Below are 26,038 nucleotides of genomic sequence, written 5' to 3'. Positions count from 1 at the left end.
GTCTCGGATAAAAGTTTTCTTCTTCTCTATCCACTCTACACATTATCTAACAAAATACAATAAAATACACATAATCTGATTTTCGAATTAAAGGTACGCAATAAAAGGCCTGTACACATCAAATGGAGGGCACTGAAAAAGTCCATATAATCTACTTAGCGAGGTACTCGACGATTGAATTGTCGAATACCTCGCTTTTTCATTTATAATAGAGTTATTAAATACAGGTGGTGCTCTAGATGATTTCAAACCAGGAAACACTCAACTTAAGTCCGTTCATGGCGATTTACGATATCGTCGTGCCTAAAGATAATATGCTTCGTCAAATTAATGAACTTGTGGATTTTACATTTATTTTAGAAGAATTGAAGACCAAGTATTGTTTAGACAACGGGCGTAATGCGATTCCTCCGATTCGTATGTTTAAGTATTTATTGTTAAAGGCTATTTTTGATGTATCAGATGTAGACATTGTTGAACGTTCAAAATATGATATGTCATTTAAATTCTTTCTAGATATGGCACCAGAAGATCTAGTTATCGATTCAAGTTCGCTCACGAAATTCCGTAGGCTTCGTCTCAAAGACGTAAGCTTATTAGACATGCTTATTGGGAAAACGGTTGAAATCGCACTGGAAAAGAAAATCATCAAAAGTAAAACCATTATCGTAGATGCCACTCATACAAAAGCACGTTATAATCAAAAATCACCGAAAGAATTTTTACAGGAGAAATCAAAAAAAGTACGAAAAACGGTTTATCAATTTGATGAAACGATGAAAGAAAAATTCCCACCGAAAACCACTTCTAACGAAGTTAAAGATGAATTAGCTTACTGTGAAGAAGTAATCGCGGTCATCGAAAATGAACCGAAAATTGCCCATATCCCAGCGATTACAGAAAAATTAAATGTGTTAAATGAGGTCGTAGAAGATTATCACGAACAGTTCCACTATTCGACCGATGCTGAAGCCCGTGTCGGTCATAAAACAGCAGACTCTTCTTTCTTCGGCTACAAAACACATATTGCCATGAGTGATGAACGAATCATTACCGCCGCGATTGTGACAACAGGAGAAAAAAGCGATGGAAAATACCTTCAAGAATTAATTGAAAAAAGCGCACAAACAGGGATGACAATTGCGACTGTAATTGGGGATACAGCTTACTCTGAAAAAGATAATCTCCAATTTACGAAGGCGAATGATATTCAACTCGTTTCGAAATTGAATCCAAATATTTCAGAAGGTCACCGAAAAAAGGAAGATGAGTTCGATTTCAATAAGGATGCCGGTATGTACGTTTGTCCAGCCGGGCATTTAGCGATTCGAAAAGCTCGTGAAGGAAAGAAAAATCAAGGTGCCAATCAAAAGTATACGTATTATTTTGACATTAAAAAATGCAAAACCTGTCCTTTAAAAGAAGGGTGTTATAAAGAAGGTGCGAAAAGTAAATCATATGGCGTCACAATTAAGTCGACTGAACATAAAGAACAAGTGACATTTCAAAATACAGAAGAATTCAAAGAAATCGCAAAATCACGTTATAAAATTGAAGCGAAAAATAGTGAGCTGAAAAATGGACACGGGTATGATACAGCATCATCTACGGGTCTATTTGGCATGGAAATACAAGGGGCCACAGCAATATTTGCGGTCAATCTCAAGCGGATTATCACACTGTTAAAAGAAAAAGAATAAAAACACCAAGAAATAGGCAACTTCCTGTTCAAAATCGAACAGGAAGTTGCCTATTTTTGTTGAAAAGATAGTTATGAAATTAATAACGTAAGTTTTTCAGTGCCCTCCATCAAATGTGTACAGGCCTTTTATTTCTTCCTATTCGCGATGCGCTCTGCAATATGCAAGAACAGTTTCTTTCTCGTCATCTTCCAATTCGAAATCAAGAACTTTCTCACTTGAACGCTCAAAGAAGTGATATGAAGCAATTCGACCTTCATCCTCGTCAATTGCAAAGATTACTCGAAGGCCCGTTCCACCTTCAGAATAAAGCTCGTCTTCTTCATCAAGATTAATGTATAATCGGTATTCATAACGTTCTCCAGCAATGATCCCAGTAGGATCGTTAATTTTTTTGATGATATACTCAGTAATTTCCATAGTAGTACCAACCTCTCACTTACAATTTTAGATTCCCCGGCTACAAAGCCACTACACTCCATAATACATCATTCAACACCAAAAGGGTTAACTTTGGCACATACCTTATTTTTTAATGAATTTAATCATTTCGTTTATCAAGAGAGGCAGCAGACTTAAAGCGGCAATAACTAGCCATTCCATAGGCCCTAGTGAATGCACACTAAAGACTTTCGCGATTGGACCAACTGACACGATAACCACTTGCAAAATGATTCCAAGCAAAATTGAGTAAATCAAGAATTTGTTTTTGAAAATTCCTGCGGTAAATACAGACTTATCCATCGACCTGAAGTTAAGGGAGTGAACAAGTTGGGAGAAACTTAGTGCAATGAAAGCCATTGTCTGTCCGTGAACTAGTGCACTTTCTGGAATTCCGGATGAAAACAGGGCTAGGAAACTACCTTCATGCTCACCTGACATGTATACTCCAACCATGAAAGCGACGAGCGTAATCGCCCCAATCAAAATTCCGTTTAAAATCAAAAATGGAATAGATCCTCTGAATATACTCTCATGCCGGTGTCGTGGTTTTTCTTTCATTACTCCAGGCTCTTCAGGATCCACGCCGAGTGATAGCGCTGGAAATGTATCTGTCACAAGATTTATCCACAGTATATGAATCGGACGCAATAGTAGCGGCCATCCTAGTAAAATGGCAGCAAAAAGCGCTATAATTTCACCAAGATTACATGACAATAGAAATATGACGGACTTCTTAATATTGCGGTAAATCACACGTCCCTCTTCGACAGCTTTCACGATTGACGAAAAATTATCATCTGTCAAAATCATGTCTGCTGCACCTTTTGCAACATCAGTTCCCGTAATCCCCATTGCCACGCCAATATCTGCCGCTTTTAATGATGGTGCATCGTTGACGCCATCCCCTGTCATCGACACTGTATGACCTTTCACTTTAAGTGCTTGTACAATCTTCACTTTATGTTCTGGCGAAACACGTGCATAGACATTAATCTCTCCGGTTTTTTCTACCAATTGATCCCCCGTTATCGAATCAATTGTTTTCCCTTCAATTACTTCAGATTTCTGAGTCGCAATTCCTAGTTCTTTCGCTATTGCAAATGCCGTGTCCTGATGATCACCAGTAATCATCACTGTTCGAATCCCAGCTTCTTTCGTCACTTTAATCGCGTCTTTCACTTCTTCACGCGGCGGGTCAATCATTCCGATAAGGCCTAGGAATGTCAATCCTTCTTCAGCTTGGTCTAGTTCCATGGCTTTGGCTTCTTCTACAATCTTATAGGCGGAGCCTAATACACGTAACGCTTTAGAAGACATCGTCATGGCCGCTTCCAGAATTGATTGTCGGTCGGTTTCATCAAGTATCCTTGCCCCATCAGCTACTTCAATATGTGTACACTTCTGTAGGATGCCGTCAATAGCACCTTTTGTATGTGAATAAATTGCATCTGCAGATCGATGTACCGTAGTCATTCGTTTCCGATTTGAATCGAATGGTAACTCCGTGATTCTAGGATAGTTATTATCCAACAGTTCTTTTTCCAGTCCGGATTCTGTCGCCGCTACGACAAGCGCAATCTCTGTTGGATCTCCTGTTTCTCCTGTTTTAGAATACGTCGCATCATTACACAATGCGATATTCTCAAACAACAATTTTTGTACCGGTTTTTTCAGATTGGCTTTACTTAACTCATTTAAAGACCCATCTGCAAAAAACGTTGTAACCGTCATCCTATTTTGAGTCAACGTCCCGGTTTTATCAGAGCAGATAACATCCACAGAGCCTAGCGCTTCCACAGCAGGGAGTTTTCGAATGATAACGTTTTGCTTAATCATCCTTTGAACGCCGATTGCAAGGACGATTGAAACGATCGCAGGCATCCCCTCAGGTATTGCTGCAACTGCAAGACTGACCGCTAACATGAACATTTCCAAATAGCCACGCCCTTGAAGTACGCCAATCGTAAATATGATGACACAGATGGCAACAGCAGCAATGCCAAGATATTTACCTAATTGGGCAAGGCTTTTCTGAAGAGGCGTCTCGTCGTCCACTTCCTGGTCAAGCATGGTAGCAACTTTCCCTATTTCAGTCTTCATGCCTGTTGCAATAGCAATTCCTGTTGCACGCCCATATGTAGTCAATGTCGACATAAAGGCCATGTCTTTTCGATCTCCGATTGGCATTGAGGGCTCTCCAGTAAAATGTGCATCCTTTTCAACGGGCACAGATTCGCCTGTCAGTGCCGCCTCTTCAATTTTCAAATTTACTGATTCAATTAGTCTGATATCACACGGAACATACCTGCCTGCATCAAGGAGAATGACATCACCTGGAACTACCTCTTCCGAAGGTATCTCTTGCTTGACACCCTCCCTTCTTACAAGTGCTTTAGGTACTGCCATATTTTTCAACGCTTGAAGCGCTTCCTCCGCTTTCGATTCCTGGACGACCCCCACAACTGCATTGATGATAACGACCAATCCAATAATAATTGAGTCTGCCACTTCCCCAAGTATTCCGGAAATAACAGCAGCAACGATTAATACATAAATTAACACATTATTGATTTGCGCAAAAATCCGTTGTATCAGCGTACGGCTTTTACTACCCGTAAGTTTATTCGCCCCGTATTCATCCAGCCTTTTATTCACTTCCTCTTCACTTAATCCAAATTCCACATCCGTATCCATCAATTGTTCAGTTCCATTTTGCATTTTATTGTTCCCTCCATATACCTCTTAAATATCCAATCTATCACATATGTTGATTTACCAAAAGCAACCAGTAAATGACTGAATCCAACACTAGGCACTTCTTGTACAATTACTTTTGGATTGCTTGGATTGAACGACCTCTATACGATTAACGAGGTGTCTTGATGTGAAGTAATCGCATGGTGCTTATTCATCCGTCGCTATCCAAATTCATTCGTACACAAAGTACTAAAGATTTTCGGGACGAAAGAATAGCGGGCTTCTTATCTGGATAATAGTCGCCAAAGATACAATTTTGGCGACTGAAGCCTTCTCCATAGTCTTGTCTTTTTTAGTTAAGAAAGAGTCACTTTCTTATAGTCCATTTCATGATAAGATGCATACTCTTTACTAAAAGTAAGCAAGGAACACATTGTAGAAAGTACTAGAGTGCCCGAAATTGTATCTTCGGGCACTTACAACCTTTATAAAGAGTCATCTATTCTTTTTTTCTAAAGTAGCTGTATTTTTCACTTGAACGTTGTAGGAACGCGACAGGCAACTATTCGTAACAGGATTACTGAGGAGGAATGAACTGTAATTCCTAGCCACACTTGCCCCTCAGTAAAGTTATCATGAATAGCTCGCCGAAAGCGGACCGGAAATGATCCAGTGAAAATAGAGTTTTTCAAGCCTTTCTTACCTGCTCTTTGTGAAAGAAAACGGTTAATAAAAAGACGTGCCAATGTAGACGACTATTTTCATACTTCTTCTATTACTATGCTTTAGTCATGATACTTCTTTAACAAGCTAATTTGACAAAATACATGAAAATCGTAAATTTCTTTTGCAATATTCCGGAACTTCGTGAACAATATAAAGAGTGAAGTCATTCACTAGTAAACTAGCAGGGGGAATCATTTTGATTAAATTTGAAGACTATCAATACTCAAAGCTCAATATGGCAGAAGTAAAACAAGACTTTGACGAGTTGCTACAGGAATTCCGTTCCGCAAGTTCTTATGACCAGCAAAATGAAGTCATTGAGAAGATCAACACGATCGGTAAAGACTACTCAACAATGGCCAACCTTGTCTATATCCGCGCATCCATCGATACAAACGATGAGTTCTATCAGAAAGAACGCGATTATTTCGACGAAATCGGACCTGAGTACCAAGAACTTGAAACCGCTTACTACAAAGAACTGGTTTCCACTCCTTTCAGAGCACAACTCGAAGAAAAATGGGGCACTCAACTATTCGCTTTAGCTGATAATGCCATAAAATCGTTTTCTCCAGAAATTGTTGGCTTGTTACAAAAAGAAAACAAACTAACTTCCGATTACTCGAAACTGGTCGCATCTTCACAAATCGAATTCGATGGTAAAACACTTACACTTGCTCAAATGGGACCCTATGCAGAATCTACGGACCGCTCCGTTCGTAAGTCAGCTATGGAAGCTTCCTACAAATTCTATGCTGACAACGGTGAAAAGTTCGACGTAATTTATGATCAACTTGTTAAACTCCGTCATGAAATCGCGACGACACTTGGTTACAAAAACTTTGTCGAGCTTGGTTACCTAAGAATGGACCGTATCGACTATGATGCAAATATGGTGAAGAAATTCCGTGATCAAGTACGCGACCATATCGTTCCGCTCGCAAGCCGCCTTTATGCGCGCCAAGCTGAACGTATAGGCGTTGACGAATTGAAGTTTTACGATCAGTCCTTAGACTTCCTTACAGGCAATGCAACACCCCAGGGATCTCCTGACTGGATCATTGAAAATGGTAAAAAGATGTATGCTGAACTTTCTCCTGAAACAGATGCATTTTTCAAATTCATGACGGACAAGAACTTACTGGACGTCGAAGCGAAGACAGGGAAAGAAGCGGGCGGTTATTGTACATTTATCGATAATTACGATTCGCCTTTCATCTTCTCTAATTTCAATGGAACTTCTGGAGATATCGATGTGCTAACGCATGAAGCTGGGCACGCATTCCAAGTGTTCTCTAGCCAGAATATTGGTATACCAGAATATATGTGGCCTACATCTGAAGGTGCAGAAATTCACTCAATGAGTATGGAGTTCTTCACATGGCCTTGGATGGAACTCTTCTTCAAAGAACAAACGGATAAATATAAATTCGCACACCTTAGCAGTGCATTGCTCTTTTTACCATATGGCGTCGCAGTCGATGAATTCCAGCATGTCATCTATGAAAACCCTGAAATGACAGCTGCAGAACGAAAAGCAGCTTGGAAAAAGATCGAGAATATCTACCTACCTATGCGGGATTACGATGGCATTGAATACTTGGAATCGGGTGCTGTTTGGCAGCGTCAGGGTCATATTTATGAAAGCCCATTCTATTATATCGATTACACCCTTGCACAAATCTGTGCGTTCCAATTTTGGAAACGCTCATTTGAAGACCGTGATGCGGCATGGAAAGATTATTTACATCTTTGCACACTCGGTGGTTCAAAATCATTTACAAAACTAGTCGCCGAAGCCAATTTAATATCACCTTTCGAAGACGGCTGTGTTGAGTCTGTTATCGGAACAATCGAATCATGGCTCGATTCGATTGACGATAAAGCACTTTAAAATAAAGAAAGTAGAAGCAGAAATGCTTCACGGTTTCTCTTCGGAGGTGCAAACAAGCAAATAACATTAAATTTCGTAGCCAAAACCACATTGTATTAGAGCATAAATTAGCACTGCCATTCGCAGTGCTTTTTTGATTTATATAGAACAACGAAAGTTCGCTTTTGGGCGTAATAATAATAATCCTCCCAATTTATATTCGGACGGGATAATCTAAGGTGATGGAAAATTTTAATTTCTAAGTATTGTTGGTATAATAGAATATAGAAATTATTTATTATTGAACTAACGGCAGTTTTTCTCAATGAAAATATTGACTTAGTTCCAACATTTCAGGAGGTAGATATAATGACCAATATACTAATTGTAAAAGATGAAGTTCATATAGAGGCTACTCCTTCAAAAGTATGGGAGGTTCTCATTAACCCAAAATATATTGCACAGTGGGATGAACTTCCAGAAAATTATCCTAGTGAAAATATGAGTAAGGGAAGTAAAGTGGTTTGGGAGCATCCTAACGGTGACCAGACTGTTACAACAATTATAAAAGCAGAAGAATTGAAGGAATTAAAACTTGCCTTATACTCATCAAATTGGGAAGTAAAACCGAATGAAGGTGATGTGGCATATCTGTTTAAGTTAGAAGACCTAAATGGTAGTACTTTACTAAAAATTGAAATTGGTGATTTTTCACTCCTAAAAGATGGGCAAGACTATTATGATGCCTCGGTAGAATTTGCATCTGAAGCAAAAAAAGTAATTAAAGAATTAGCTGGAAGTCTATAGGTATATTCTAATAATAGCTACACCTCTTATTATGCTAATTAGTGCTTTAGTTCAATAGGGAGGAAATTATTTCGTTGTTTTAAATGCAAACACTGAATTACTGTTCAGTGTTTTTTATCGTTTATAGTTAATTATCATACCACGTATACACTCGCTTACTAAATTGCCGCCTAAATAAACTGATTTAAATATGTTTACTTCTATGCGAAACATGATTCGAGACTTACTTAATTAACAATGAGGTTGTCCCCAATTATTTGGACAACCTCATTAAATTTATTACCTATCCATAATTTCAAAAATCACATTAAACCTACTGCATTGCCTTGTAAGTCGATATCCATCTGGAGGGCTGCAGGCGTTTTCGGCAATCCTGGCATTGTCATAATATCCCCCGTCAGACAGACAAGGAATCCTGCTCCAAGTTTCGGAATGATTTTTCTAACAGTAATAGTAAACCCTTCAGGGCGCCCAAGTATTTTCGGATCATCTGAAAATGAATACTGGGTTTTGGCCATACAGATCGGCAAAATTCCCCAGCCATTGTTCTCGATATTTTTGAGATCTTTTAACGCTTGTTCTGTAAATACAACACCCAACCCACCATATACTTTTTGAACAATAGCTGTAATTTTATCACTTACGGGCTGTTCTACATCATAGAGTGGAGCGAAATTAGTTGGTTCATCCAGGAGCTTTAAAACTTCCTGCGCCAAAGCAATGCCACCATCTCCACCGCGTTCCCAGACATCAGTGAGTGCTACACTTATTTCGTTTTCCTCACACCACTCAAAAATGACTTCCAGTTCTGCACCAGTATCCGTGATGAACTTGTTCAACGCAACGACCGGTTGGACACCGAATGCACGAATGGTATCAATATGCTTAGCTAAGTTGACTAATCCATCCGTGACAGCCTGTACATTCTCCTCTGCAAGCTGGTTTTTCGGAACTCCACCATGCATTTTAAGTGCACGTACTGTTGCCACAATGACAACTGCATCGGGTGAGAATCCACCTTGACGTGCTTTTATGTTCATGAATTTCTCAGCACCTAAATCGGCACCGAATCCAGCTTCCGTAACGACGATATCGGCAAGTTTACGTGCCGTATTTGTTGCAATTAACGAGTTACAGCCGTGCGCAATGTTCGCAAAGGGTCCACCATGTATAAGTGCCGGAGTCCCTTCAATTGTCTGCACAAGGTTTGGTTTGAATGCCTCTTTCAGTAGAAGTACCAATGCCCCTTGGACACCAAGGTCTCGTACCGTCACCGCCTCTTTATCATACGTATAACCGATAACGATACGTGCAAGTCTTTCTTTCAAGTCTTGCAGGCTTGTCGCTAAACAAAAAATCGCCATAACTTCAGATGCGACTGTAATATCGAAACCATCTTCTCTTGGAACTCCTTGTGTAGGGCCGCCGAGTCCAATTGTTATGTTGCGTAATGCGCGATCATTCATATCCAAGACGCGTTTCCAAGTAATTCTCCGCGGGTCAATCCGAAGCACATTTCCGTGGTGAAGATGATTATCTATAAGTGCACTAAGCGCATTATTCGCAGTCGTAATTGCATGAATATCGCCATTAAAATGTAGATTAATTTCTTCCATTGGCAACACTTGAGCATAACCACCGCCTGTAGCACCACCCTTCATCCCCATAACAGGCCCAAGGGATGGTTCGCGTAATGCAATCATCGTCTTTTCTCCGAGCTTTGAAAGAGCATCAGCAAGCCCTACAGTGACAGTCGACTTTCCTTCCCCCGCCGGTGTTGGGCTAATGGCTGTGACAAGAACCACTTTTCCATCCTTGCTACTCTCAGCTAACTTAGTTACATCAATCTTTGCTTTGAATCTGCCGTATGTTTCGACCGCTTCTTCGGGTATACCTGCCTCTTTGGCTATAGTCCAAATCGATTTCATCGTGGCCTGTGATGCTATTTGTAAATCAGTTAATGGCGATACTTTTTTTGTCATGTCTGTCCCACCTTTTTTATTTTAAGTATACCCCGGCTATATCCAAATAGCGGGATATCTCAGTGAATTTTATACGACATTATAATTAACTGAAGTACTACATCATTTCGTTACTTGCAGTACCACTTTTCCAAATTGCTTACTCTCTTCAATATAATCGAATGCCTCTGCCGCTTCATCCAAATTGAAGACTTTATCGACAATTGGACGTGTTCCATATTTTTCGACATGCGCAATCATGTCACGTAACTCTTCTCGACTACCTAACGTAGAACCGAAAAGTTGGTACTGTCCATAGAAAAACGCGCGCAAATCCAAGTCGACTGTATCATCAGTCGTTGCTCCAAAAATGACGATACGCCCGCCTTTTTTCAATAAACTAAGCGAACGATTAAACGTCGCCCGGCCAACACTTTCGATAACGAGGTCGATTGTCTCTCCTTCTAACTCCTTGTTCCAATCCCCATTCGTATCAAGAGCGATGTCCGCGCCAAGTTCAAGCGCCTGTTTTCGCTTAGCTTCACTGCGGGAAGTAACAATCACACGTGCTCCAACGTTTTTAGCGAATGAAATAAGATACGTGGCTACTCCACTGCCGGCACCTGGGATGAAAACTGTATCCCCCGCTTTCAATCCCCCTTTAGTAAATAGTGCACGATAACCTGTTAAACCCGCTAACGAAAGTACCGCTGCCTCTTCCCAGGACAAGTGAGTGGGTTTCCTTTCAATCTGTTCAGCCGAAATAGCAATTTTCTCAGCAAATGTCCCATTATCGGGCATTCCTAAAATATCAAATTCTGCCGGTGGGGCATCGCTGTTTTCAAACCAACGTAGCGAAGGATTAATCATTACTTCATCCCCGACTGCAAACGCCGTTACTCCTTCACCTACTGACTCAATAATTCCTGCACCATCAGATCCTAGCGTCAATGCTTGTGCCTCATCCCCCCTACGTCCAGGTATATATAAGTCTCGACGGTTCAAACCTGCCGTCTGAATCGCAACGACGACTTCACCACTTGCTGCAACTGGTTCTTTCATGTCACCTATTTTCAACTGCCCTAATTCATGGATAAATGCTTTCATCTTAATCATCCTTTCTTAAGTGCATACTATCTCTATCATACCTTAATAGTTACCTTTTTTCACACTCTTCTAAATAGTAAACGAAATGAAAGAAGGCAAGAAACCAATTATAGTTCAAATAGGTTTCTTGCCTTCTTAACAATTGAAGTAATCTTTTATTTGCCGTCGCTTATCTTTTCATCTTCCCAACATTCTGCACCTTTTAGCCCGGGAATCGTACTAGCCTTGAATATAGGATTGAGTCCTCTTTTTCGTTGTTCTGTATAATCATCTAGTGTTTTGAATGCCACTTTTCCTAGAAGGAAGATAACTATTAGATTAATGACTGCCATCATCCCCATGAAGAGGTCCGCCATGTTCCAAACAAGATCCACTTTTGCAAGCGTTCCAAACATGACCATCGCGAGTACACCAAAACGGTAAAGAGTTAACCATATTTTATTCGCGTTGATAAATTCAATATTCGTCTCGCCATAATAATAGTTTCCAATAATTGAACTGAAAGCAAAAAACAAAATGGCAATTGCCAAGAAATAAGGTGCCCACTCTCCTACATGGACACCAAGGGATGTCTGCGTCAAGAGAATTCCATCCACTTCACCTGTATTATAAAGATCGGCAAGAATAATAATGAACGCCGTTGCAGAACAGATGATGATTGTGTCAAAAAACACACCTAGACTTTGAACAAGACCCTGTTTTGCCGGATGCGATGTACTTGCAACCGCAGCAGCGTTCGGTACACTCCCCATACCTGCCTCATTGGAGAATAGTCCACGTCGCACTCCTTGCATAATCGCTGCCCCGACTGCCCCACCGACCGCTTCGTTCATTCCAAATGCGCTCGTGAAGATTAGTTTAAATACTGCGGGAACCTCATTTATATTCATAATAACGACATATAAAGCAACAATAATATAGAGAATAGCCATAATCGGAACGATAACTTGTGTGACGTTGGCAATCCGTTTAACGCCTCCGAAAATAACAAGAGCCGTTATAAAAATAAGAACTAATCCAATAACCCATTTTTCAATATGAAACACACTATTGAATGATAAACTTATTGTATTTGACTGTACAGCATTAAAAATAAAACCGAAGCAAAGTGTCAGCAAAATAGCGAATATGATACCCAGCTTCCGATTCCCCAAAGCCTTTTGCATATAATAAGCAGGCCCTCCCCTGAATGTATCGCCGTCCTTCACTTTATACACTTGCGCGAGCGTACTTTCGATAAACGCAGTCGCCATTCCGATTATCGCAATGACCCACATCCAGAAAACTGCACCTGGCCCTCCAATGCCAATTGCAAGGGCAACCCCAGTGATATTCCCTGTTCCAACCCGTGATGCAGCACTAATTGTAAACGCTTGAAAGGAAGATATCCCGCCCTTCACTTCCGGTTTTTCCACTATAAGTTTAAACATTTCACCAAACAGGCGAAACTGTACAAATTTCGTTCGAATCGTAAAATAAATACCTAAACCAATTAACAAACCGATTAGGATATACGACCATAAAAGGTTATTCCCTGTCGTTACAATCCACTCTAAAGCACTTTGAATCATTTCTAGTTCCTCCCTATTCCATTTTTAACATTCGCAGTGTAATTTTTATACACATGTCAAAAATGCCTTTACCTTAACTACGGATACTTTCACGTTAAGTACATATCATATCCTATTTCGACAAATGAGAATAGCAGTTATTTAATGGGATTTTACGGTAGATTCTATTATTATTTTCAACAAAAAAACCTCCTTCAATAATCGAAAGGAGGCTAGGACTATTCTATTGTGCGTAATGTGACAACTACTATTTCCGGTTGATTGAACAGCCTCACTGGAATGATGCTATTGCCCAGGCCGCGACTGACTACCAAGTCGCTGCCATTCTTCTCATGGACGCCTGATGAATATTTGGGAAACCAACCTTGTCCGGGTGAAACGAGGCCACCGATCCCTGGTATACGAAACTGTCCGCCATGAGCATGACCACTGAACGTCACATCTATCCCGGCTTCAGCGTATACATCAAATTGCTCAGGTCTATGTGACAATAGCACTTTAAACATCTCATCAGGTATATTTTCAAATGCTTGTTCTATCGATATTTTAACGGCTTCATCATCTTCAAGCTCACTTGCCAGCGGATCTTCAATTCCTCCTATTGCTATTGAACTATCGGGAAACAATGTAATTACATCCGCTTCGTTCGATAAGACACGAACCCCCAAGTCTTCGAGAGCCCCCTTAATACGGTCCATATCCTGCGTAGCGATTTCATGGTTTCCTGTCACGTAATAGATTGGAGCGACAAATTGAAGCTCTTCAATAAGAATCAGACTTTTTTCAAGATCGTAGCGGTTACTGTCGATAAAATCACCCGTAATGAATATCGCTTGAGGCGTGATCATTTTCACCCTATCAACAACATGTGAATGGTTTTCACCCAATTCGGCATCATGTAAATCAGAAATCTGGACGATAGTATATTTGTCGTAATTAGCAGGGATCTTGTCCGACGCAATTTCATAATGCGTTACCCCGACTGTTGTATTTCCTTTATATACGACAAAGCAAAGAAGGACAAGTATGAATAAGATGAAAAACCATTTACGCCGTAAGGGCATCTTTTTTTTCGTTGTATTCGTAGTCGTTTTCATTACAACCAGCGTTTTTTCAACCTTGCAAGTTCTAAAAGTTCTAGGACCTCTTTTTTCGGCAGTTCTGTCAGTATCGCAAGCATTTCGATTTCTGCACGTTTTCTGCCCTTTCCGCTTCTATACGTTTCTTTGTGTATAGCATCAAGTTCTGCATACAGTTCGTCTGTATGACTCGTTTGTTCTTGTTCTTGCGTTTCTATATCGCTAATAACATTTTCTCTCAATTTGTCGTAAAGCATATCTACATTTGCAGATCCCGTGCTTTTAAACGGTTTTGACGTCTTCGAATTCCCTAGAATCAGCTCATCAGTTGTAACATTAAACCGTTCAGATATTTTTGCCACCCAAGCCGCCGATGGAGCATTCTTCCCTTTTTCCCAATCTTTAATACGACTTGCTGACGTTCCTATAGCTGCTCCGAATGCCATCATTGATAATCCGCGTTCTTCACGCAATTTCTTTAACCTTATACCAAAATCCTCTTTGTTCCAATCGTTCACATTTACGCCCCCTAAAAAGTTTATATACAACTCTATTATTTTTTATCTGGAGGCTTCTGTCAATCTATTTTTTGATTTTTCTATAAAACAATTAATAACCTGTTTTTTGACGGTTATAATTTTCTTCATTCTTCGCTAAGTACGCACCAATAATATCTTCATTTGTGAAACCAAGTTTTTTAGCAATGGCCCCATAATGAATCCAGACTTTCTCATAAGCCGTCATGCTAAGTTCATTCAGGAAACAGTGAATAGCAGCCGTAGTTTCTAGGAATAATTGTGTCAATTCTCCTTCAACTTCACCTTCCGGCCAATTTGTTAGCGTATGTAAGTCCTTTTCTATACCCAAGGAAAGTAGAAAATGAATCGAATCTACATATTCTTCAAGAATCACAGCATCATCTGAAGGACCTTTTGTGCTCCAAAATTTGAAACAACGCGTTTCATTCGCAAGTTCCGCGAGTTCAATTAAGAGTGCAAGTCCTTTTTCTAGAAAAACATCTGTTTTTTCCTCTCTGTTATTTTGGATAAATAAATCGAGTTCACGTTGCATGGTAAATAGTTTTGACAGTTGCATAAAAAAAACCTCCATTTTTTTAACTATATTGAAACTTTTCAGATTGTCATCCGTATAAGATAGTATCTATAAATTCATAAGGGGGATCCGTTATGGGATTACTGATCCGCTTGATCATTATTGGTTTTATCATTTATTTAGTCTACCGCGGGATTCGTTATTTGACGGACCCCAAAAGAAAGCTTGATGATGCATACGCGGAGGATAAGTATTATTTCTATGATGAAGTAAATAATGTGCGAAAAAATTTCTTCCTATCGTATAAAGGCGCTATGTTTGAGGGTGAAAAATACTTAGATACAACAGATGATTCCATTGACGTCATCTCCATTTTCGTTTGGGTGAAAGATGAAACAAAACTTCAAGATTTCACAAAAGCGGATTTTGATTTTCTTTCATCCACAATCTTATCCAACTACCCCAAAGCCGCTATTAGTTGGAAAAATCCAATCGAACGACTAATGGAACAATAGAACAAGCCCGTTGAAAAGCGGGCTATTTTACACTTCCATCATTCCTGGTAGGGTAACACCTAGAAGATAGAGTATGCCAATACCATAGGCAATTGCTAAAATAAGAAAGCCGATCCGGAAAGATGTACGTCTTGTCTTATGACGGAATGTTTGCATCCCAAGATATGCACCAATGCCTCCACCAAGCAGTGCAAGCGTCCATAAATTCTTTTCAGGTATTCGTTGTCCTTTTCTCTTTGCCTGACGCTTATCATACCCCATCGTAATAAATGCCCAAACGGACATAATTGCAATCCATCCTAATAGTGTCGTTTGCAAGTATGTTTCCCCTCTTTTCTTTCTCTACTTACATTTTACACTGTTTAGCAGTCAGAGAGTAATAATATAATTCTTTAAGGCTGCACGACAGATTCACGGATCTATCAGACCCTCTCCCTAAATTCCTCAATACGAAAACTTTACCGTCGCCGTAAACAAACAAATAAAAAAGTCGCCTCGCACCCAGATTAACTCTGGACCGTTTGGCGACTTTTATTGACGTTCTTATTTTGCGATTGATTTTTTCGCTGCATCTGCAAGTTGTGTGAACGCTTGCGCGTCAGTCACTGCAAGATCAGCAAGCATTTTACGGTTAACATCAATGCCAGCTACTTTCAAGCCGTGCATAAGAGTGCTGTAAGAAAGACCGTTGATACGTGCAGCCGCATTGATACGTGTAATCCAAAGTTTACGGAATTCACGTTTCTTCTGACGACGGTCACGGTATGCATAGTTGAATGATTTCATTACCTGTTGGTTTGCTACCTTGTAAAGTCTATGTTTTGAACCAAAGTAACCTTTTGCTAATTTCAATACTCGATTACGACGCTTGCGCGTCACTGTTCCACCTTTTACGCGTGGCATAGTTCATTACCTCCTGCTTTTCTGTCCGATTGTGTTTTAAATTATTTCATGTAAGTGATCATTTGACGAATGCGTTTGAAATCGCCTGAAGAAACTAGTGAAGCTTTACGCAGGTGACGTTTCGCTTTTGTCGGTTTGTTTGCAAACAAGTGACTTGTGTAAGCACGGCCGCGTTTCAATTTACCAGAACCGGTTTTTTTGAAACGTTTCGCTGAGCCGCGGTGAGTTTTCATTTTTGGCATGTTCTGTTCCTCCTAAATCATTCATTGTTACTCTTTTTCAGCAGTTGGTGCAAGCACTAGGAACATGCTGCGGCCTTCCATCTTCGGTCGTTGTTCAACCGTAGATACATCTTTGCACGCTTCTGCGAAACGGTCAAGGACACGCTGTCCGATTTCCTTGTGCGTAATCGCACGTCCACGGAAACGGATTGAAGCTTTAACTTTATCGCCTTTTTCAAGGAACTTGACAGCGTTCCGTAGTTTTGTCTGGAAATCATGCTCATCGATTGTCGGGCTTAACCGAACTTCTTTAAGCAAAATGATTTTCTGATTTTTACGGACTTCGCGATCCTTTTTCTGCTGTTCAAATTTGAACTTTCCGTGGTCCATGATACGAGCCACTGGGGGTTTCGCTGTTGGTGCTACAAGGACAAGATCCAAATTCGCAAGAGCGGCAATTTCAAGTGCCTCAGTGCGTGTTTTGATTCCGAGCTGATCGCCGTTGTGATCAATAATGCGTAGCTCGCGGGCACGGATGCCCTCATTTACGTACATGTCTTTGCTAATAGTAATCCACCTCCGGATATTTCTCGAATACATGGTTTGGGTATACCGTCCGGTTCGGGTCGGCCCCACAGGTCCATCCAATTAAAAAAGGTAGACAAATTGGATTTGTCTACCCGCGTATGTGTACGTGCAAATGCACGGCACTTCACTCATGTTTTAACCCGTCAACAACGTCTAGGCGTCGAACAGGTGAGAAGCGGGTAGCCTCTTCTTATACCACAAACTGTATTCAGTCATTACTAACCTTAATTACTTTACCATGTGATAGTAAACTTGTCAACATGTTTTAATCTGCGGCTTGGCTTATTCACGGTTGCCGCATTGCTTTCATCGCTGAAAACATGCGTTAAGATTTATATAGTTAGTGTTTGACCACTGCTGTATAAATTTAAATACTTGTAACTTCTTCTTTTAGTCTAGCAAGGAATTCGTCGAATGGCAAGCTTTCAGATTGCTGTTCGCCGTATTTACGAACGTTCACTTCGCCTGATTCGACTTCTTTGTCTCCAAGAACGAGCATATAAGGTACTTTTTGCATCTGTGCTTCTCGTATCTTGTAACCAATTTTTTCATCACGGCTATCAATATTAACGCGGAATCCAGCAGCAACCAATTTTTCACGAACGCCATCTGCATAATCAAAATGTGCATCTGGTGAAACTGGAATTACTTCAACTTGGACAGGTGCCAACCAAGTTGGGAATGCACCTTTGTATTCTTCAATTAGGAATGCAACAAAACGTTCCATAGTTGAAACAACGCCGCGGTGAATGACGACTGGACGATGTTGTTTTCCATCTTCGCCAACGTATGTTAGATCGAAACGTTCAGGAAGCAAGAAGTCGAGTTGCACTGTTGACAATGTTTCTTCCATACCAATTGCTGTTTTCACTTGAACGTCAAGTTTAGGTCCGTAGAATGCAGCTTCCCCTTCTGCTTCAACATAGTCAAGACCAAGTTCATCCATCGCTTCTTTCAGCATTGTTTGTGCACGATTCCACATTGCATCGTCATCAAAATATTTCTCTTTATCCGCTGGATCGCGGTAAGAAACACGGAATGAATAATCCTCGATATTGAAATCTTTATAAACGTCAATAACAAGTTGGACAACGCGTTTGAACTCATCTTTAATCTGATCCGGACGAACAAAGATATGCGCATCATTCAACGTCATTCCACGAACGCGCTGCAAGCCTGATAGTGCTCCGGACATTTCATAACGGTGCATTGTACCAAGTTCCGCAATACGTAACGGCAGGTTTCTGTATGAATGAATTCCATTTTTATAAATCATCATATGATGAGGGCAGTTCATTGGACGCAAAACAAGGTCTTCGTTGTCCATACTCATTACAGGGAACATGCCGTCCTGATAATGATCCCAGTGGCCTGAAGTTTTATATAATTCGACGCTACCGAGAACTGGTGTATAGACATGATCATAGCCAAGCCTCTGTTCCTTATCAACGATGTATCTCTCGATGATTCGGCGAATCGTTGCTCCCTTAGGCAACCACATCGGCAAGCCCTGACCCACTTTTTGAGAGTTCATGAAAAGATTAAGTTCTTTCCCTATTTTACGGTGATCTCGCTCTTTAGCTTCTTCCAAAAGACGAAGATGTTCTTTTAGTTCATCTTTTTTAAAGAACGCTGTACCGTAAATTCGTTGTAGCATTTTGTTATTCGAATCGCCGCGCCAGTAAGCGCCTGCGATGCTAAGGAGTTTGAATTCCTTTAACTTCCCTGTAGATGGAACGTGAACACCACGGCACAAGTCGATGAAGTCGCCTTGTTCATAAATAGACACTTGCTCGCCCTCAGGAATCGCTTCTAGAAGTTCTAGTTTGTATTCGTCATCGATTTCTTCAAAACGCTTTTTCGCCTCTTCACGAGATACATCATGACGAATTACTTCCACGTTTTCAGCAATAATTCTTCTCATCTCTTTTTCAAGTTCTGGTAAGTCTTCTGCTGTAATCGGTTCAGGCGAATCAATATCATAATAAAATCCGCTTTGGATAACTGGCCCAATACCTAGTTTTGCATTAGGAAACTTACGTTTTACAGCTTGTGCTAGAAGATGTGCTGTACTATGGCGTAATATTTCAAGCGCTTCCGGTGATTGAGGTGTGATAATCGCGATATCACCGTCCTCATTTATTGCTGATTTCAAGTCTACTAACTTGTCTCCAACTTTACCTGCCAGCGCACTTTTTCGCAGTCCCGGGCTAATTGATCCTGCTACGTCTTCTGTAGTTGTGCCTTGTGGAAATTCTTTCACGGCACCATCTGGAAATTTCAAATTAATCATATTTGTCATTGTTAAGCACTCCTCATTTATTATTATTGGAAAACAAAAAAAGCCCCATCCCTGGAAAGGGACGAAGCTTTAGCTCGCGGTTCCACCCTTCTTCCTTCAATCCGGAACACTTGAAAAGCGTAAGTGGCCTGTTTAGACCGCTGAAGCTAGACAAACGTACCGAAAAGATGAAGCTTGACGTCGGGTAACGGACCGGATTCCGTCATCGGTTACTGCACTGTTCACCGATGCTGCTCCAAGGTGGTAAATCATCCTTCTATCCTTCAGGGCTTCCAGCCAATGGCCCCGTTCTCTTTAGGTAGACGAAAAGATTGTTGTCCTCTTCCAAGCATTTCAGATTATTAATTAAAACTGAGTATACGTCGATTACGTAATAAATGCAAGTTCGTTCTACATGTATCTCCATAATTCATTGCATTAATAATTATAAAACAACCTAATCCTCTAGGTTCCTCCAGCTGTTTTTCTATTTATTTAGATTGCAGTGTTGCCAGATAATCAAAAGTATAGTCCTTAGATGAACGGGAAGCCTACTAGTATCAAGATATTGAATGGAGGATTTACCATGGAACAAAGTGATAAAGCTGCCGTAGATTGGCCTGAACATCTTCAATTAGTTAAATGTATTGCATATGAGGAAAAAGAATGAAAAAGATCATTTACATGATTATGATTTTTATTGTGCTAGTCTCAGTGCCGAGCATTCTCATTAAGACATTTACAGCTATTTCTTCAAAGCCTGACGCCGAAAGCTCCATCACTACTTTCTCAGAGGCTGATAATGATGAACTTATTAAAATGATTTCAGCTTATAATGACCAACATAAAATTGAACCTATTAACGCTAAAATCGACAGAGTCTGGAAAGCAATACCCGGATATAATGGCTTAGAAGTAGATATTGAAGCCAGCTATAAGAACATGAAACCCAGCACAGATATTGATACAAATAAAATCATTTTCAAGGAAACTTCTCCGGAAATCCATTTGAGCGATTTAGAACCCTCACCGATTTATCGTGGGAATCCTGAAAAACCAATGGTAGCCCTACTCATAAATGTCGCTTGGGGCAATGAGTACATTCCGGGTATCCTGAAAACATTATCAGACAACCAGGTAAAGGCAACATTCTTTTTTGATGGTAGTTGGGTTAAAAATAATCCCGATCTGGCTACAATGATTAACCTTGAAGGTCACGAAATCGGCAACCATGCTTATAGTCACCCCGACCTTAAACAGCGTTCTCGAAATGAAACAGTGAATGAATTGAAAAAAACAAATGATGTAATTGAGGAAACTCTTGGTATAAAACCGATATGGTTTGCACCGCCAAGTGGAAGCTTTAATCAGGAAACCATTTTGGTCGCCAATGAGCTTGGCATGAAAACCATTCTATGGACGGTCGATACAGTTGACTGGAGAAAGCCAGCAACCTCCGAAATGGTTGTGCGTGTTGTCTCTGGGGTAAGTAGCGGTGCGATGGTTCTAATGCACCCCACAAAAGCCGTTTTTGAAGGGCTGGAAACTATGATAATTGAAATTAAAGGGAAAGGGCTTCGACTAGGTACCGTAAGTGATTTAATGAGCGAAAAGCGGATTGACGACTAAAACCAGCCCTAGTAGCAACGGTATTTAATAGTGAGGTATAAGGGAGATAAAGTGAATAACGAGGACATTCACCCGCCCGATATTGATATGGTAAATTTATAATCATTCAGGCCACTTTTCCGATGAATTTGAGCCGGAAAGAACAAAATATCAAATTCTGTACAGGAGTGAATAGGGAGTTTGTAGCATTATTGTTATCAATTACGAAACGCGAAGGCTTGTCAAAATATGAAGTTAAAAATCAGAAATCGCACTTGCTATATATGTCGAACTAATGATTCTATGTGCCGAGCGTTGTTGAGAGCATTCTTTATGTCAACATATATAGGTAGAATTAATTACCATGGAATGAAAAGCTGCATTAAACACATGATACGTTTATGGAGGTGATTAATCTTGCCAAATAACAAAGACAGAAATCCAAACCGTGACCAAAAACAAAATCAAGACCGTAACAAAAACCAAAAACCAAATGATATGCGTGAAGAATTCGGCTCTACATTCGATATCGATAAGTTGAATACTCAAGAAAATGAGAATCAAAAGCAAAGAGAACAACGCACAAACCGTTTTGAAAAAAGATAATAAATAAACTATTAAAAATGACAGAAGCTCAATGCTTCTGTCATTTTTAGGTTTCCCTTTTATTTATCGCGTCTATTTTCACCATCGAGTCGTATTGGAATGCTAATCATTTGCACCCTCTCCATGATTCTTGCCGCTTTTACAGCTTCTTTTTCACCACGCTGTGTGTATGTCAAATGATCTTCAAGTTCAGCGTAACTAAGGTTAGATGTGAAAAAAGTCGGCAATTTTTCTGCCATCCTGTATTGTAAAATAGTGCCGAGCACTTCATCACGCGTCCAAGCAGACATTGTTTCTGCACCAATATCATCAAGCATAAGTACTTGTGCGTTTTTCACAAAATCAATTTTCTCATTTAAGGTCTGATCTTGAATAGATTGTTTCATTTCCCTTAGGAATTCCGGGACATATACAGCAACTGTACGTATCCGACGATTGGCTAATTCGTTCGCCAATGCTCCAAGCACGAATGATTTACCGATTCCAAACGGGCCATAAATGTACATACCTCGCTCTGGAAGTTTTCCGGTTTCATCGAAAGCGTTCAAGAAATCTTTTGCAGCTCGTACCGCCGGCACCCTACTATCATCAAAAAACATATCAATGCTTTGCAATTTCGCTTCCATGACATCTTTGGGCATATACATACTGTCTATCATCTTCTTAATATTACGTTGATCATCATCAACTAATCTGTTGGGACACTTTGTATATTCCACATCTATAAGCCCACGGGATAATACCAATTTCGGTTCGAAGCCGTTCATGATATTCACACATCCTGCGAGGTCGGGACATTTTCCACAACTATGGGAAGCGGTGGCGTATTCGTATAGTTTGCCAAGACTCCGCTCGACAACTTCACCATCAACTTCAGTGGAATGATCCGTCAAAAATTGTTGTACCCCTGGACTTTCCATCACTTCTCTGCGCAATTCATCATATCTTGCGGCAAATGCCGGTGATTTCACGACCCGTTTCAACGTATCGCCAATATGTTCCATTTCACTTCACCGTCCCGTCCCCCGTTACGCCTAATTCCTCAAGTAATTTACGGCGTTCTTCATCAATCTCTGAAGAAGACTTAACAGGTTTATCTGATTTTGTTTTCTTTTCTTCTTTTTTATAAAACCACTCCGGCACTTTCTCTTCACGCGCGGATTTTCGTCTAGGCGCCGATTTCGATCCTGTGCTCTGACCTTCATTTTTCCATTTAACATACTGGTCATGCTCATTCCTCGACATTTCAAGTGCAGTTTTCACTGTATCAACCTTTTTGTTCATCCAATGGGAAGCAATCCGCTCAACATAACTATTCGTTATTTTCCCGTCATTGCGCAAATGAACGTATTGCAGCAGAACATTGACGACACCGACGGACAATCCATGTGTATTGACCAACTTTTCTGCAAGCTTCACGTCTACAGAAAGCGGCTCTTTCCCGTTAATCTCACGCAACATTTCAAGTGGCGCCGTATTTTCAAGGTAATGCACCAATTCTTCATCTCGCGTTAATAGTCCTGTTTCAGGCTTAGGCAATTCTTTCGCATACACTTTATGCAAGACTGGCGCCTCTTTTGAAACATTCATTTTATAAAACTCCGCTGCTGACTTTCGCAATCTGTCTTCCGGCAACTTGAGATCTTCATCGAGAGCCATCATGATGACTTTTTGCATATCTAGCGGCGTGAGCGAATAAAGGAATGCGATTTTCGCAATTAATTCCTTAGAAACAGAAGATAATGAAGCTTTGGGAACCATTTGTTCAGATAAACCCGAACTTAGCAGATTGAAATCAAAGTCTGAATGCAAAAACGGAACACCTTCCGGCTCATTCCGTCCGATAAACTGCTGGCCCTCGCCCATATCCATACTATAGCCCTGCTGAACAGGCGTATACACATCTAAAAATGTACGAGAAACATCTTCAAATCCAACTTCATTTACACTGTCTAGCGCAAAACGGCTACGTAGATTTCGGTATGCCTGTTCTCCGATTTTACTAAATAAGAATGTCGACAACAGTGGATCTAGGAAAAAAGCTTTGGCATCAAGTGGAGGAAGTAGATCGTAAACAAATAATCTCGCATCTCCATCTTTTTTCTTGTATGTTCGTAATAAGCCGATTGCTTCAAGAGATATACGGGCTTCGAAGACAGGTCCCAGTGGCATCGTCAAAATGTTCATAAGGTGGTAATGGTTGTATTCACGGTCATCTTCACGCTCTGCGTCCGCCCATAATGTCATAAACAAACTCATCGCACCTGGGCCAATCAGCGGTTGGTAAAATAAAGTGAGGAGTTGACGATCATAATCTGAAAAGGGCTGCGATAACCGTATTTTGTATGCGTCAACTGGCTGTAGTTCTTTATAAAGGGGTGCCATCAAACTCTACTTCCTATCTGAATGGGATACGTTACTTTTTCGTTCGTTTTTGTAGGTCTTGCAATTCTTTTATGAAAACTGTGATGTCTTTATATTGGCGATAGACTGAAGCAAATCTGACATAAGCGACTTCATCAACTTCCGATAGCTGTTCCATAACCATTTCCCCAACATCATCAGAATTAATCTCCACGACACCTGCGCTTCTCAATTCTTTTTCAATAGAATAAACGATCTTTTTTAGGTCCTCAAGGGAAACAGCGCGTTTTTCACATGCTCGAATAAGACCTCTGAGCACTTTTTCTCCACTAAATTCTTCACGCGAATCGTCTTTCTTCACGACAATCAAAGGCATTTCCTCAACTTTTTCAAATGTCGTAAAACGGAATGCGCATTGTTCGCATTCTCTGCGACGCCGGATGGATCTATTCTCCTCGGCCGGTCTAGAATCAACTACCCGGGTGCCATTGAACTGGCAAGCTGGACATTTCATAATGTGTATCCTCCGCTTTTTCTTAGATAATAACTTAATTATAACAGAAAACGACAAAAAAAAATCGAAATAGAGTGGAAAGAAGCATTGTACAATGAGAAAAGCGCAAGACGCCATCCACCCCGACAGGCGTAAGTGATAAAAGAAGGCAGTTGAAGTTCGCGACGTCCTGTCGCTATGACTGCTTACAAGTACGAGGAGGCGTACTTCAACCCCCACACAGGAGAGATGTAGTTCAATCCCTTCCCAAACAACTTATGACCCAAGGGTTGGCGCCTGGAGCCTGGGCACCGTTCCACGTCGAAAACATATACTTGTCTTCCAAGAAAAAACGTCCCTAAAGTCATCGTTCACTGACTTTAGGGACGCTCTCTATTCACAATTAAGCAAGTTCTTTTGTTTTCAAAGCTACTGCAACTTTCTTTGTCAAATCGACGACGCGTGCAGAATAACCCCACTCATTATCGTACCAGGCAAGTACTTTCACTTTGCGATCTGCCATAACAATTGTTGAAAGACCGTCAATGATTGCTGAGTCAGTTGTTGTATTGTAATCAATAGATACAAGCGGCTCTGTTGAGAAACGGAGAATACCTGCCATCGCTCCTTCAGAAGCCTGCTTAAATGCATTGTTTACCATCTCTACTGTCACGTCTTGCTTCAAATCTACAACTAGGTCGACAAGTGAAACATTCGGCGTAGGTATACGAAGTGACATTCCGTGAATCTTCCCTTCCAATTCTGGAAGCACAAGTGCCAACGCTTTCGCAGCCCCAGTAGATGTTGGAATGATAGATTGTCCGCATGCACGTGCACGTCGAAGGTCCTTATGAGGATTATCCAAGTTCTTTTGGTCATTTGTATACGCATGAACCGTTGTCATTAAACCGTTGTCAATCCCAAATGCATCATTTAATACCTTAGCTACAGGAGCAAGACAGTTTGTTGTACAACTTGCATTCGAAATGATGTCATGCTTTTCGATATCTAATTTATCATCGTTTACGCCTAAAACAATTGTGATATCTTCATTTTTACCAGGTGCCGATATAATGACTTTTTTTGCCCCCGCTTCAAGATGAAGTGCCGCTTTGTCACGCGAATTGAACTTACCAGTCGCTTCAATGACAATATCGACACCAAGCTTTTTCCAAGGAAGGTTAAGCGGGTCACGGTCAGAGACGATTTGCACTCGTTTCCCATTGACGACAATCGCATTTTCTTCTGCAATGACTTCGCCATCAAATGTACCGTGATTCGTATCGTACTTTATAAGATGAGCGAGTGTTTCTGATGAATACATTGCGTTAATCGCAACGATTGTTACATCTTCTTCTGTAATCATTTGACGGAATACCATTCGTCCAATTCGTCCAAACCCGTTTATCGCAATAGAAGTAGTCATATAAAGATCCTCCTG

The 26,038-nt window shown here is 40.5% G+C and carries 23 protein-coding genes; 6 read left to right on the top strand and 17 right to left on the bottom strand.

The window, feature by feature from the left end; translation table 11 throughout:
* Positions 1-239 precede the first annotated feature (239 nt).
* Entirely contained in the window at positions 240-1,700 is a 1,461-nt protein-coding gene (locus AZE41_RS07870) for an IS1182 family transposase (protein ID WP_067207731.1), read from the top strand.
* A 138-nt stretch (positions 1,701-1,838) separates the two neighbouring features.
* Here AZE41_RS07870 and AZE41_RS07865 read toward each other — a convergent pair whose 3' ends face one another.
* A complete protein-coding gene (locus tag AZE41_RS07865; RefSeq protein WP_067207728.1) occupies positions 1,839-2,120 on the bottom strand; it encodes a DUF6509 family protein in 282 nt (93 codons plus the stop codon).
* 105 nt (positions 2,121-2,225) lie between these two features.
* Positions 2,226-4,862, bottom strand: coding sequence for a cation-translocating P-type ATPase (locus AZE41_RS07860; protein ID WP_067207726.1), 2,637 nt, complete (start codon positions 4,860-4,862; stop codon positions 2,226-2,228).
* A gap of 940 nt (positions 4,863-5,802) precedes the next feature.
* Between AZE41_RS07860 and AZE41_RS07855 the strand changes: the two genes are divergently transcribed.
* A complete protein-coding gene (locus AZE41_RS07855) occupies positions 5,803-7,461 on the top strand; it encodes a M3 family oligoendopeptidase (protein WP_067213896.1) in 1,659 nt (552 codons plus the stop codon).
* A 348-nt stretch (positions 7,462-7,809) separates the two neighbouring features.
* Positions 7,810-8,247 carry an SRPBCC domain-containing protein gene (locus tag AZE41_RS07850; protein ID WP_067207723.1) on the top strand — a complete coding sequence of 146 codons (438 nt, stop codon included), beginning with the start codon at positions 7,810-7,812 and terminating at the stop codon, positions 8,245-8,247.
* A gap of 302 nt (positions 8,248-8,549) precedes the next feature.
* On the opposite strand, the gene AZE41_RS07845 is transcribed toward AZE41_RS07850, so the two are convergent.
* The 6 genes from AZE41_RS07845 to AZE41_RS07820 all read right to left on the bottom strand — a co-directional run bounded on the left by AZE41_RS07845 (position 8,550) and on the right by AZE41_RS07820 (position 15,060).
* Complete coding sequence (locus AZE41_RS07845; RefSeq protein WP_067207720.1) at positions 8,550-10,229, bottom strand: formate--tetrahydrofolate ligase; 1,680 nt, start codon at positions 10,227-10,229, stop codon at positions 8,550-8,552.
* A gap of 102 nt (positions 10,230-10,331) precedes the next feature.
* Positions 10,332-11,315: a zinc-binding dehydrogenase gene (locus AZE41_RS07840; protein ID WP_067207717.1), complete on the bottom strand. Its 984-nt coding sequence runs from the start codon at positions 11,313-11,315 to the stop codon at positions 10,332-10,334.
* 155 nt (positions 11,316-11,470) lie between these two features.
* A complete protein-coding gene (locus tag AZE41_RS07835; RefSeq protein WP_067207715.1) occupies positions 11,471-12,886 on the bottom strand; it encodes an alanine/glycine:cation symporter family protein in 1,416 nt (471 codons plus the stop codon).
* 218 nt (positions 12,887-13,104) lie between these two features.
* Positions 13,105-13,983, bottom strand: a complete 879-nt coding sequence (locus AZE41_RS07830) for a metallophosphoesterase (protein WP_231885792.1) — start codon at positions 13,981-13,983, stop codon at positions 13,105-13,107.
* Positions 13,983-14,483, bottom strand: coding sequence for a helix-turn-helix domain-containing protein (locus AZE41_RS07825; protein ID WP_067207712.1), 501 nt, complete (start codon positions 14,481-14,483; stop codon positions 13,983-13,985). The genes AZE41_RS07830 and AZE41_RS07825 overlap by 1 nt, the downstream gene beginning before the upstream one ends.
* 91 nt (positions 14,484-14,574) lie before the next feature.
* Positions 14,575-15,060 (bottom strand): dUTP diphosphatase, encoded by a 486-nt coding sequence (locus tag AZE41_RS07820; RefSeq protein WP_067207709.1) that lies wholly within the window; start codon positions 15,058-15,060, stop codon positions 14,575-14,577.
* A 92-nt stretch (positions 15,061-15,152) separates the two neighbouring features.
* Here AZE41_RS07820 and AZE41_RS07815 point away from each other — a divergent pair, with 92 nt between their 5' ends.
* A complete protein-coding gene (locus AZE41_RS07815; protein WP_067207706.1) occupies positions 15,153-15,533 on the top strand; it encodes a sigma-w pathway protein ysdB in 381 nt (126 codons plus the stop codon).
* Positions 15,534-15,560: 27 nt separating this feature from the next.
* Here the strand turns inward: AZE41_RS07815 and AZE41_RS07810 are convergent, their stop codons facing one another.
* The 5 genes from AZE41_RS07810 to thrS form a co-directional block, all read right to left on the bottom strand.
* Complete coding sequence (locus AZE41_RS07810) at positions 15,561-15,851, bottom strand: DUF1294 domain-containing protein (RefSeq protein ID WP_231885791.1); 291 nt, start codon at positions 15,849-15,851, stop codon at positions 15,561-15,563.
* Between the two features lie 225 nt (positions 15,852-16,076).
* The gene (gene rplT, locus AZE41_RS07805; protein ID WP_067207704.1) at positions 16,077-16,436 is read right to left on the bottom strand and encodes a 50S ribosomal protein L20; all 360 of its coding nucleotides are present in this window, start codon (positions 16,434-16,436) and stop codon (positions 16,077-16,079) included.
* A 41-nt stretch (positions 16,437-16,477) separates the two neighbouring features.
* Positions 16,478-16,678: a 50S ribosomal protein L35 gene (gene rpmI / locus AZE41_RS07800; RefSeq protein ID WP_067207701.1), complete on the bottom strand. Its 201-nt coding sequence runs from the start codon at positions 16,676-16,678 to the stop codon at positions 16,478-16,480.
* Between the two features lie 27 nt (positions 16,679-16,705).
* Positions 16,706-17,212 (bottom strand): translation initiation factor IF-3, encoded by a 507-nt coding sequence (gene infC, locus AZE41_RS07795; RefSeq protein ID WP_067207698.1) that lies wholly within the window; start codon positions 17,210-17,212, stop codon positions 16,706-16,708.
* A 400-nt stretch (positions 17,213-17,612) separates the two neighbouring features.
* Entirely contained in the window at positions 17,613-19,547 is a 1,935-nt protein-coding gene (gene thrS / locus AZE41_RS07790) for a threonine--tRNA ligase (protein ID WP_067207695.1), read from the bottom strand.
* A 645-nt stretch (positions 19,548-20,192) separates the two neighbouring features.
* Between thrS and AZE41_RS07785 the strand changes: the two genes are divergently transcribed.
* Both AZE41_RS07785 and AZE41_RS07780 read left to right on the top strand, forming a co-directional pair.
* Complete coding sequence (locus AZE41_RS07785; protein ID WP_067207693.1) at positions 20,193-21,155, top strand: polysaccharide deacetylase family protein; 963 nt, start codon at positions 20,193-20,195, stop codon at positions 21,153-21,155.
* 396 nt (positions 21,156-21,551) lie between these two features.
* A complete protein-coding gene (locus tag AZE41_RS07780; protein WP_067207690.1) occupies positions 21,552-21,740 on the top strand; it encodes a hypothetical protein in 189 nt (62 codons plus the stop codon).
* 59 nt (positions 21,741-21,799) lie between these two features.
* On the opposite strand, the gene dnaI is transcribed toward AZE41_RS07780, so the two are convergent.
* The 4 genes from dnaI to AZE41_RS07760 form a co-directional block, all read right to left on the bottom strand.
* Positions 21,800-22,744 (bottom strand): primosomal protein DnaI, encoded by a 945-nt coding sequence (dnaI, locus tag AZE41_RS07775; RefSeq protein WP_067207680.1) that lies wholly within the window; start codon positions 22,742-22,744, stop codon positions 21,800-21,802.
* A gap of 1 nt (position 22,745) precedes the next feature.
* Entirely contained in the window at positions 22,746-24,125 is a 1,380-nt protein-coding gene (locus AZE41_RS07770; RefSeq protein ID WP_067207678.1) for a replication initiation and membrane attachment family protein, read from the bottom strand.
* A gap of 31 nt (positions 24,126-24,156) precedes the next feature.
* Positions 24,157-24,618, bottom strand: coding sequence for a transcriptional regulator NrdR (nrdR, locus tag AZE41_RS07765; RefSeq protein ID WP_067207676.1), 462 nt, complete (start codon positions 24,616-24,618; stop codon positions 24,157-24,159).
* A 382-nt stretch (positions 24,619-25,000) separates the two neighbouring features.
* A complete protein-coding gene (locus tag AZE41_RS07760) occupies positions 25,001-26,023 on the bottom strand; it encodes a glyceraldehyde-3-phosphate dehydrogenase (protein ID WP_067207674.1) in 1,023 nt (340 codons plus the stop codon).
* Positions 26,024-26,038: the final 15 nt, after the last annotated feature.

It is taken from the genome of Sporosarcina psychrophila (assembly GCF_001590685.1).
Lineage (GTDB): Bacteria > Bacillota > Bacilli > Bacillales_A > Planococcaceae > Sporosarcina > Sporosarcina psychrophila.
Note: the sequence above shows the minus strand (reverse complement) of the source record. Positions and strands in the feature narration are given on the sequence as shown.

Coding starts and splice junctions, on each gene's coding strand:
- AZE41_RS07870 (WP_067207731.1), top strand. CDS start 240: ATGATTTCAAACCAGGAAACACTCAACTTAAGTCCGTTCATGGCGATT.
- AZE41_RS07865 (WP_067207728.1), bottom strand. CDS start 2,120: ATGGAAATTACTGAGTATATCATCAAAAAAATTAACGATCCTACTGGG.
- AZE41_RS07860 (WP_067207726.1), bottom strand. CDS start 4,862: ATGCAAAATGGAACTGAACAATTGATGGATACGGATGTGGAATTTGGA.
- AZE41_RS07855 (WP_067213896.1), top strand. CDS start 5,803: ATGGCAGAAGTAAAACAAGACTTTGACGAGTTGCTACAGGAATTCCGT.
- AZE41_RS07850 (WP_067207723.1), top strand. CDS start 7,810: ATGACCAATATACTAATTGTAAAAGATGAAGTTCATATAGAGGCTACT.
- AZE41_RS07845 (WP_067207720.1), bottom strand. CDS start 10,229: ATGACAAAAAAAGTATCGCCATTAACTGATTTACAAATAGCATCACAG.
- AZE41_RS07840 (WP_067207717.1), bottom strand. CDS start 11,315: ATGAAAGCATTTATCCATGAATTAGGGCAGTTGAAAATAGGTGACATG.
- AZE41_RS07835 (WP_067207715.1), bottom strand. CDS start 12,886: ATGATTCAAAGTGCTTTAGAGTGGATTGTAACGACAGGGAATAACCTT.
- AZE41_RS07830 (WP_231885792.1), bottom strand. CDS start 13,983: ATGAAAACGACTACGAATACAACGAAAAAAAAGATGCCCTTACGGCGT.
- AZE41_RS07820 (WP_067207709.1), bottom strand. CDS start 15,060: ATGCAACTGTCAAAACTATTTACCATGCAACGTGAACTCGATTTATTT.
- AZE41_RS07815 (WP_067207706.1), top strand. CDS start 15,153: ATGGGATTACTGATCCGCTTGATCATTATTGGTTTTATCATTTATTTA.
- rplT (WP_067207704.1), bottom strand. CDS start 16,436: ATGCCACGCGTAAAAGGTGGAACAGTGACGCGCAAGCGTCGTAATCGA.
- rpmI (WP_067207701.1), bottom strand. CDS start 16,678: ATGCCAAAAATGAAAACTCACCGCGGCTCAGCGAAACGTTTCAAAAAA.
- infC (WP_067207698.1), bottom strand. CDS start 17,212: ATGTACGTAAATGAGGGCATCCGTGCCCGCGAGCTACGCATTATTGAT.
- thrS (WP_067207695.1), bottom strand. CDS start 19,547: ATGACAAATATGATTAATTTGAAATTTCCAGATGGTGCCGTGAAAGAA.
- AZE41_RS07785 (WP_067207693.1), top strand. CDS start 20,193: ATGAAAAAGATCATTTACATGATTATGATTTTTATTGTGCTAGTCTCA.
- dnaI (WP_067207680.1), bottom strand. CDS start 22,744: ATGGAACATATTGGCGATACGTTGAAACGGGTCGTGAAATCACCGGCA.
- AZE41_RS07770 (WP_067207678.1), bottom strand. CDS start 24,125: ATGGCACCCCTTTATAAAGAACTACAGCCAGTTGACGCATACAAAATA.
- nrdR (WP_067207676.1), bottom strand. CDS start 24,618: ATGAAATGTCCAGCTTGCCAGTTCAATGGCACCCGGGTAGTTGATTCT.
- AZE41_RS07760 (WP_067207674.1), bottom strand. CDS start 26,023: ATGACTACTTCTATTGCGATAAACGGGTTTGGACGAATTGGACGAATG.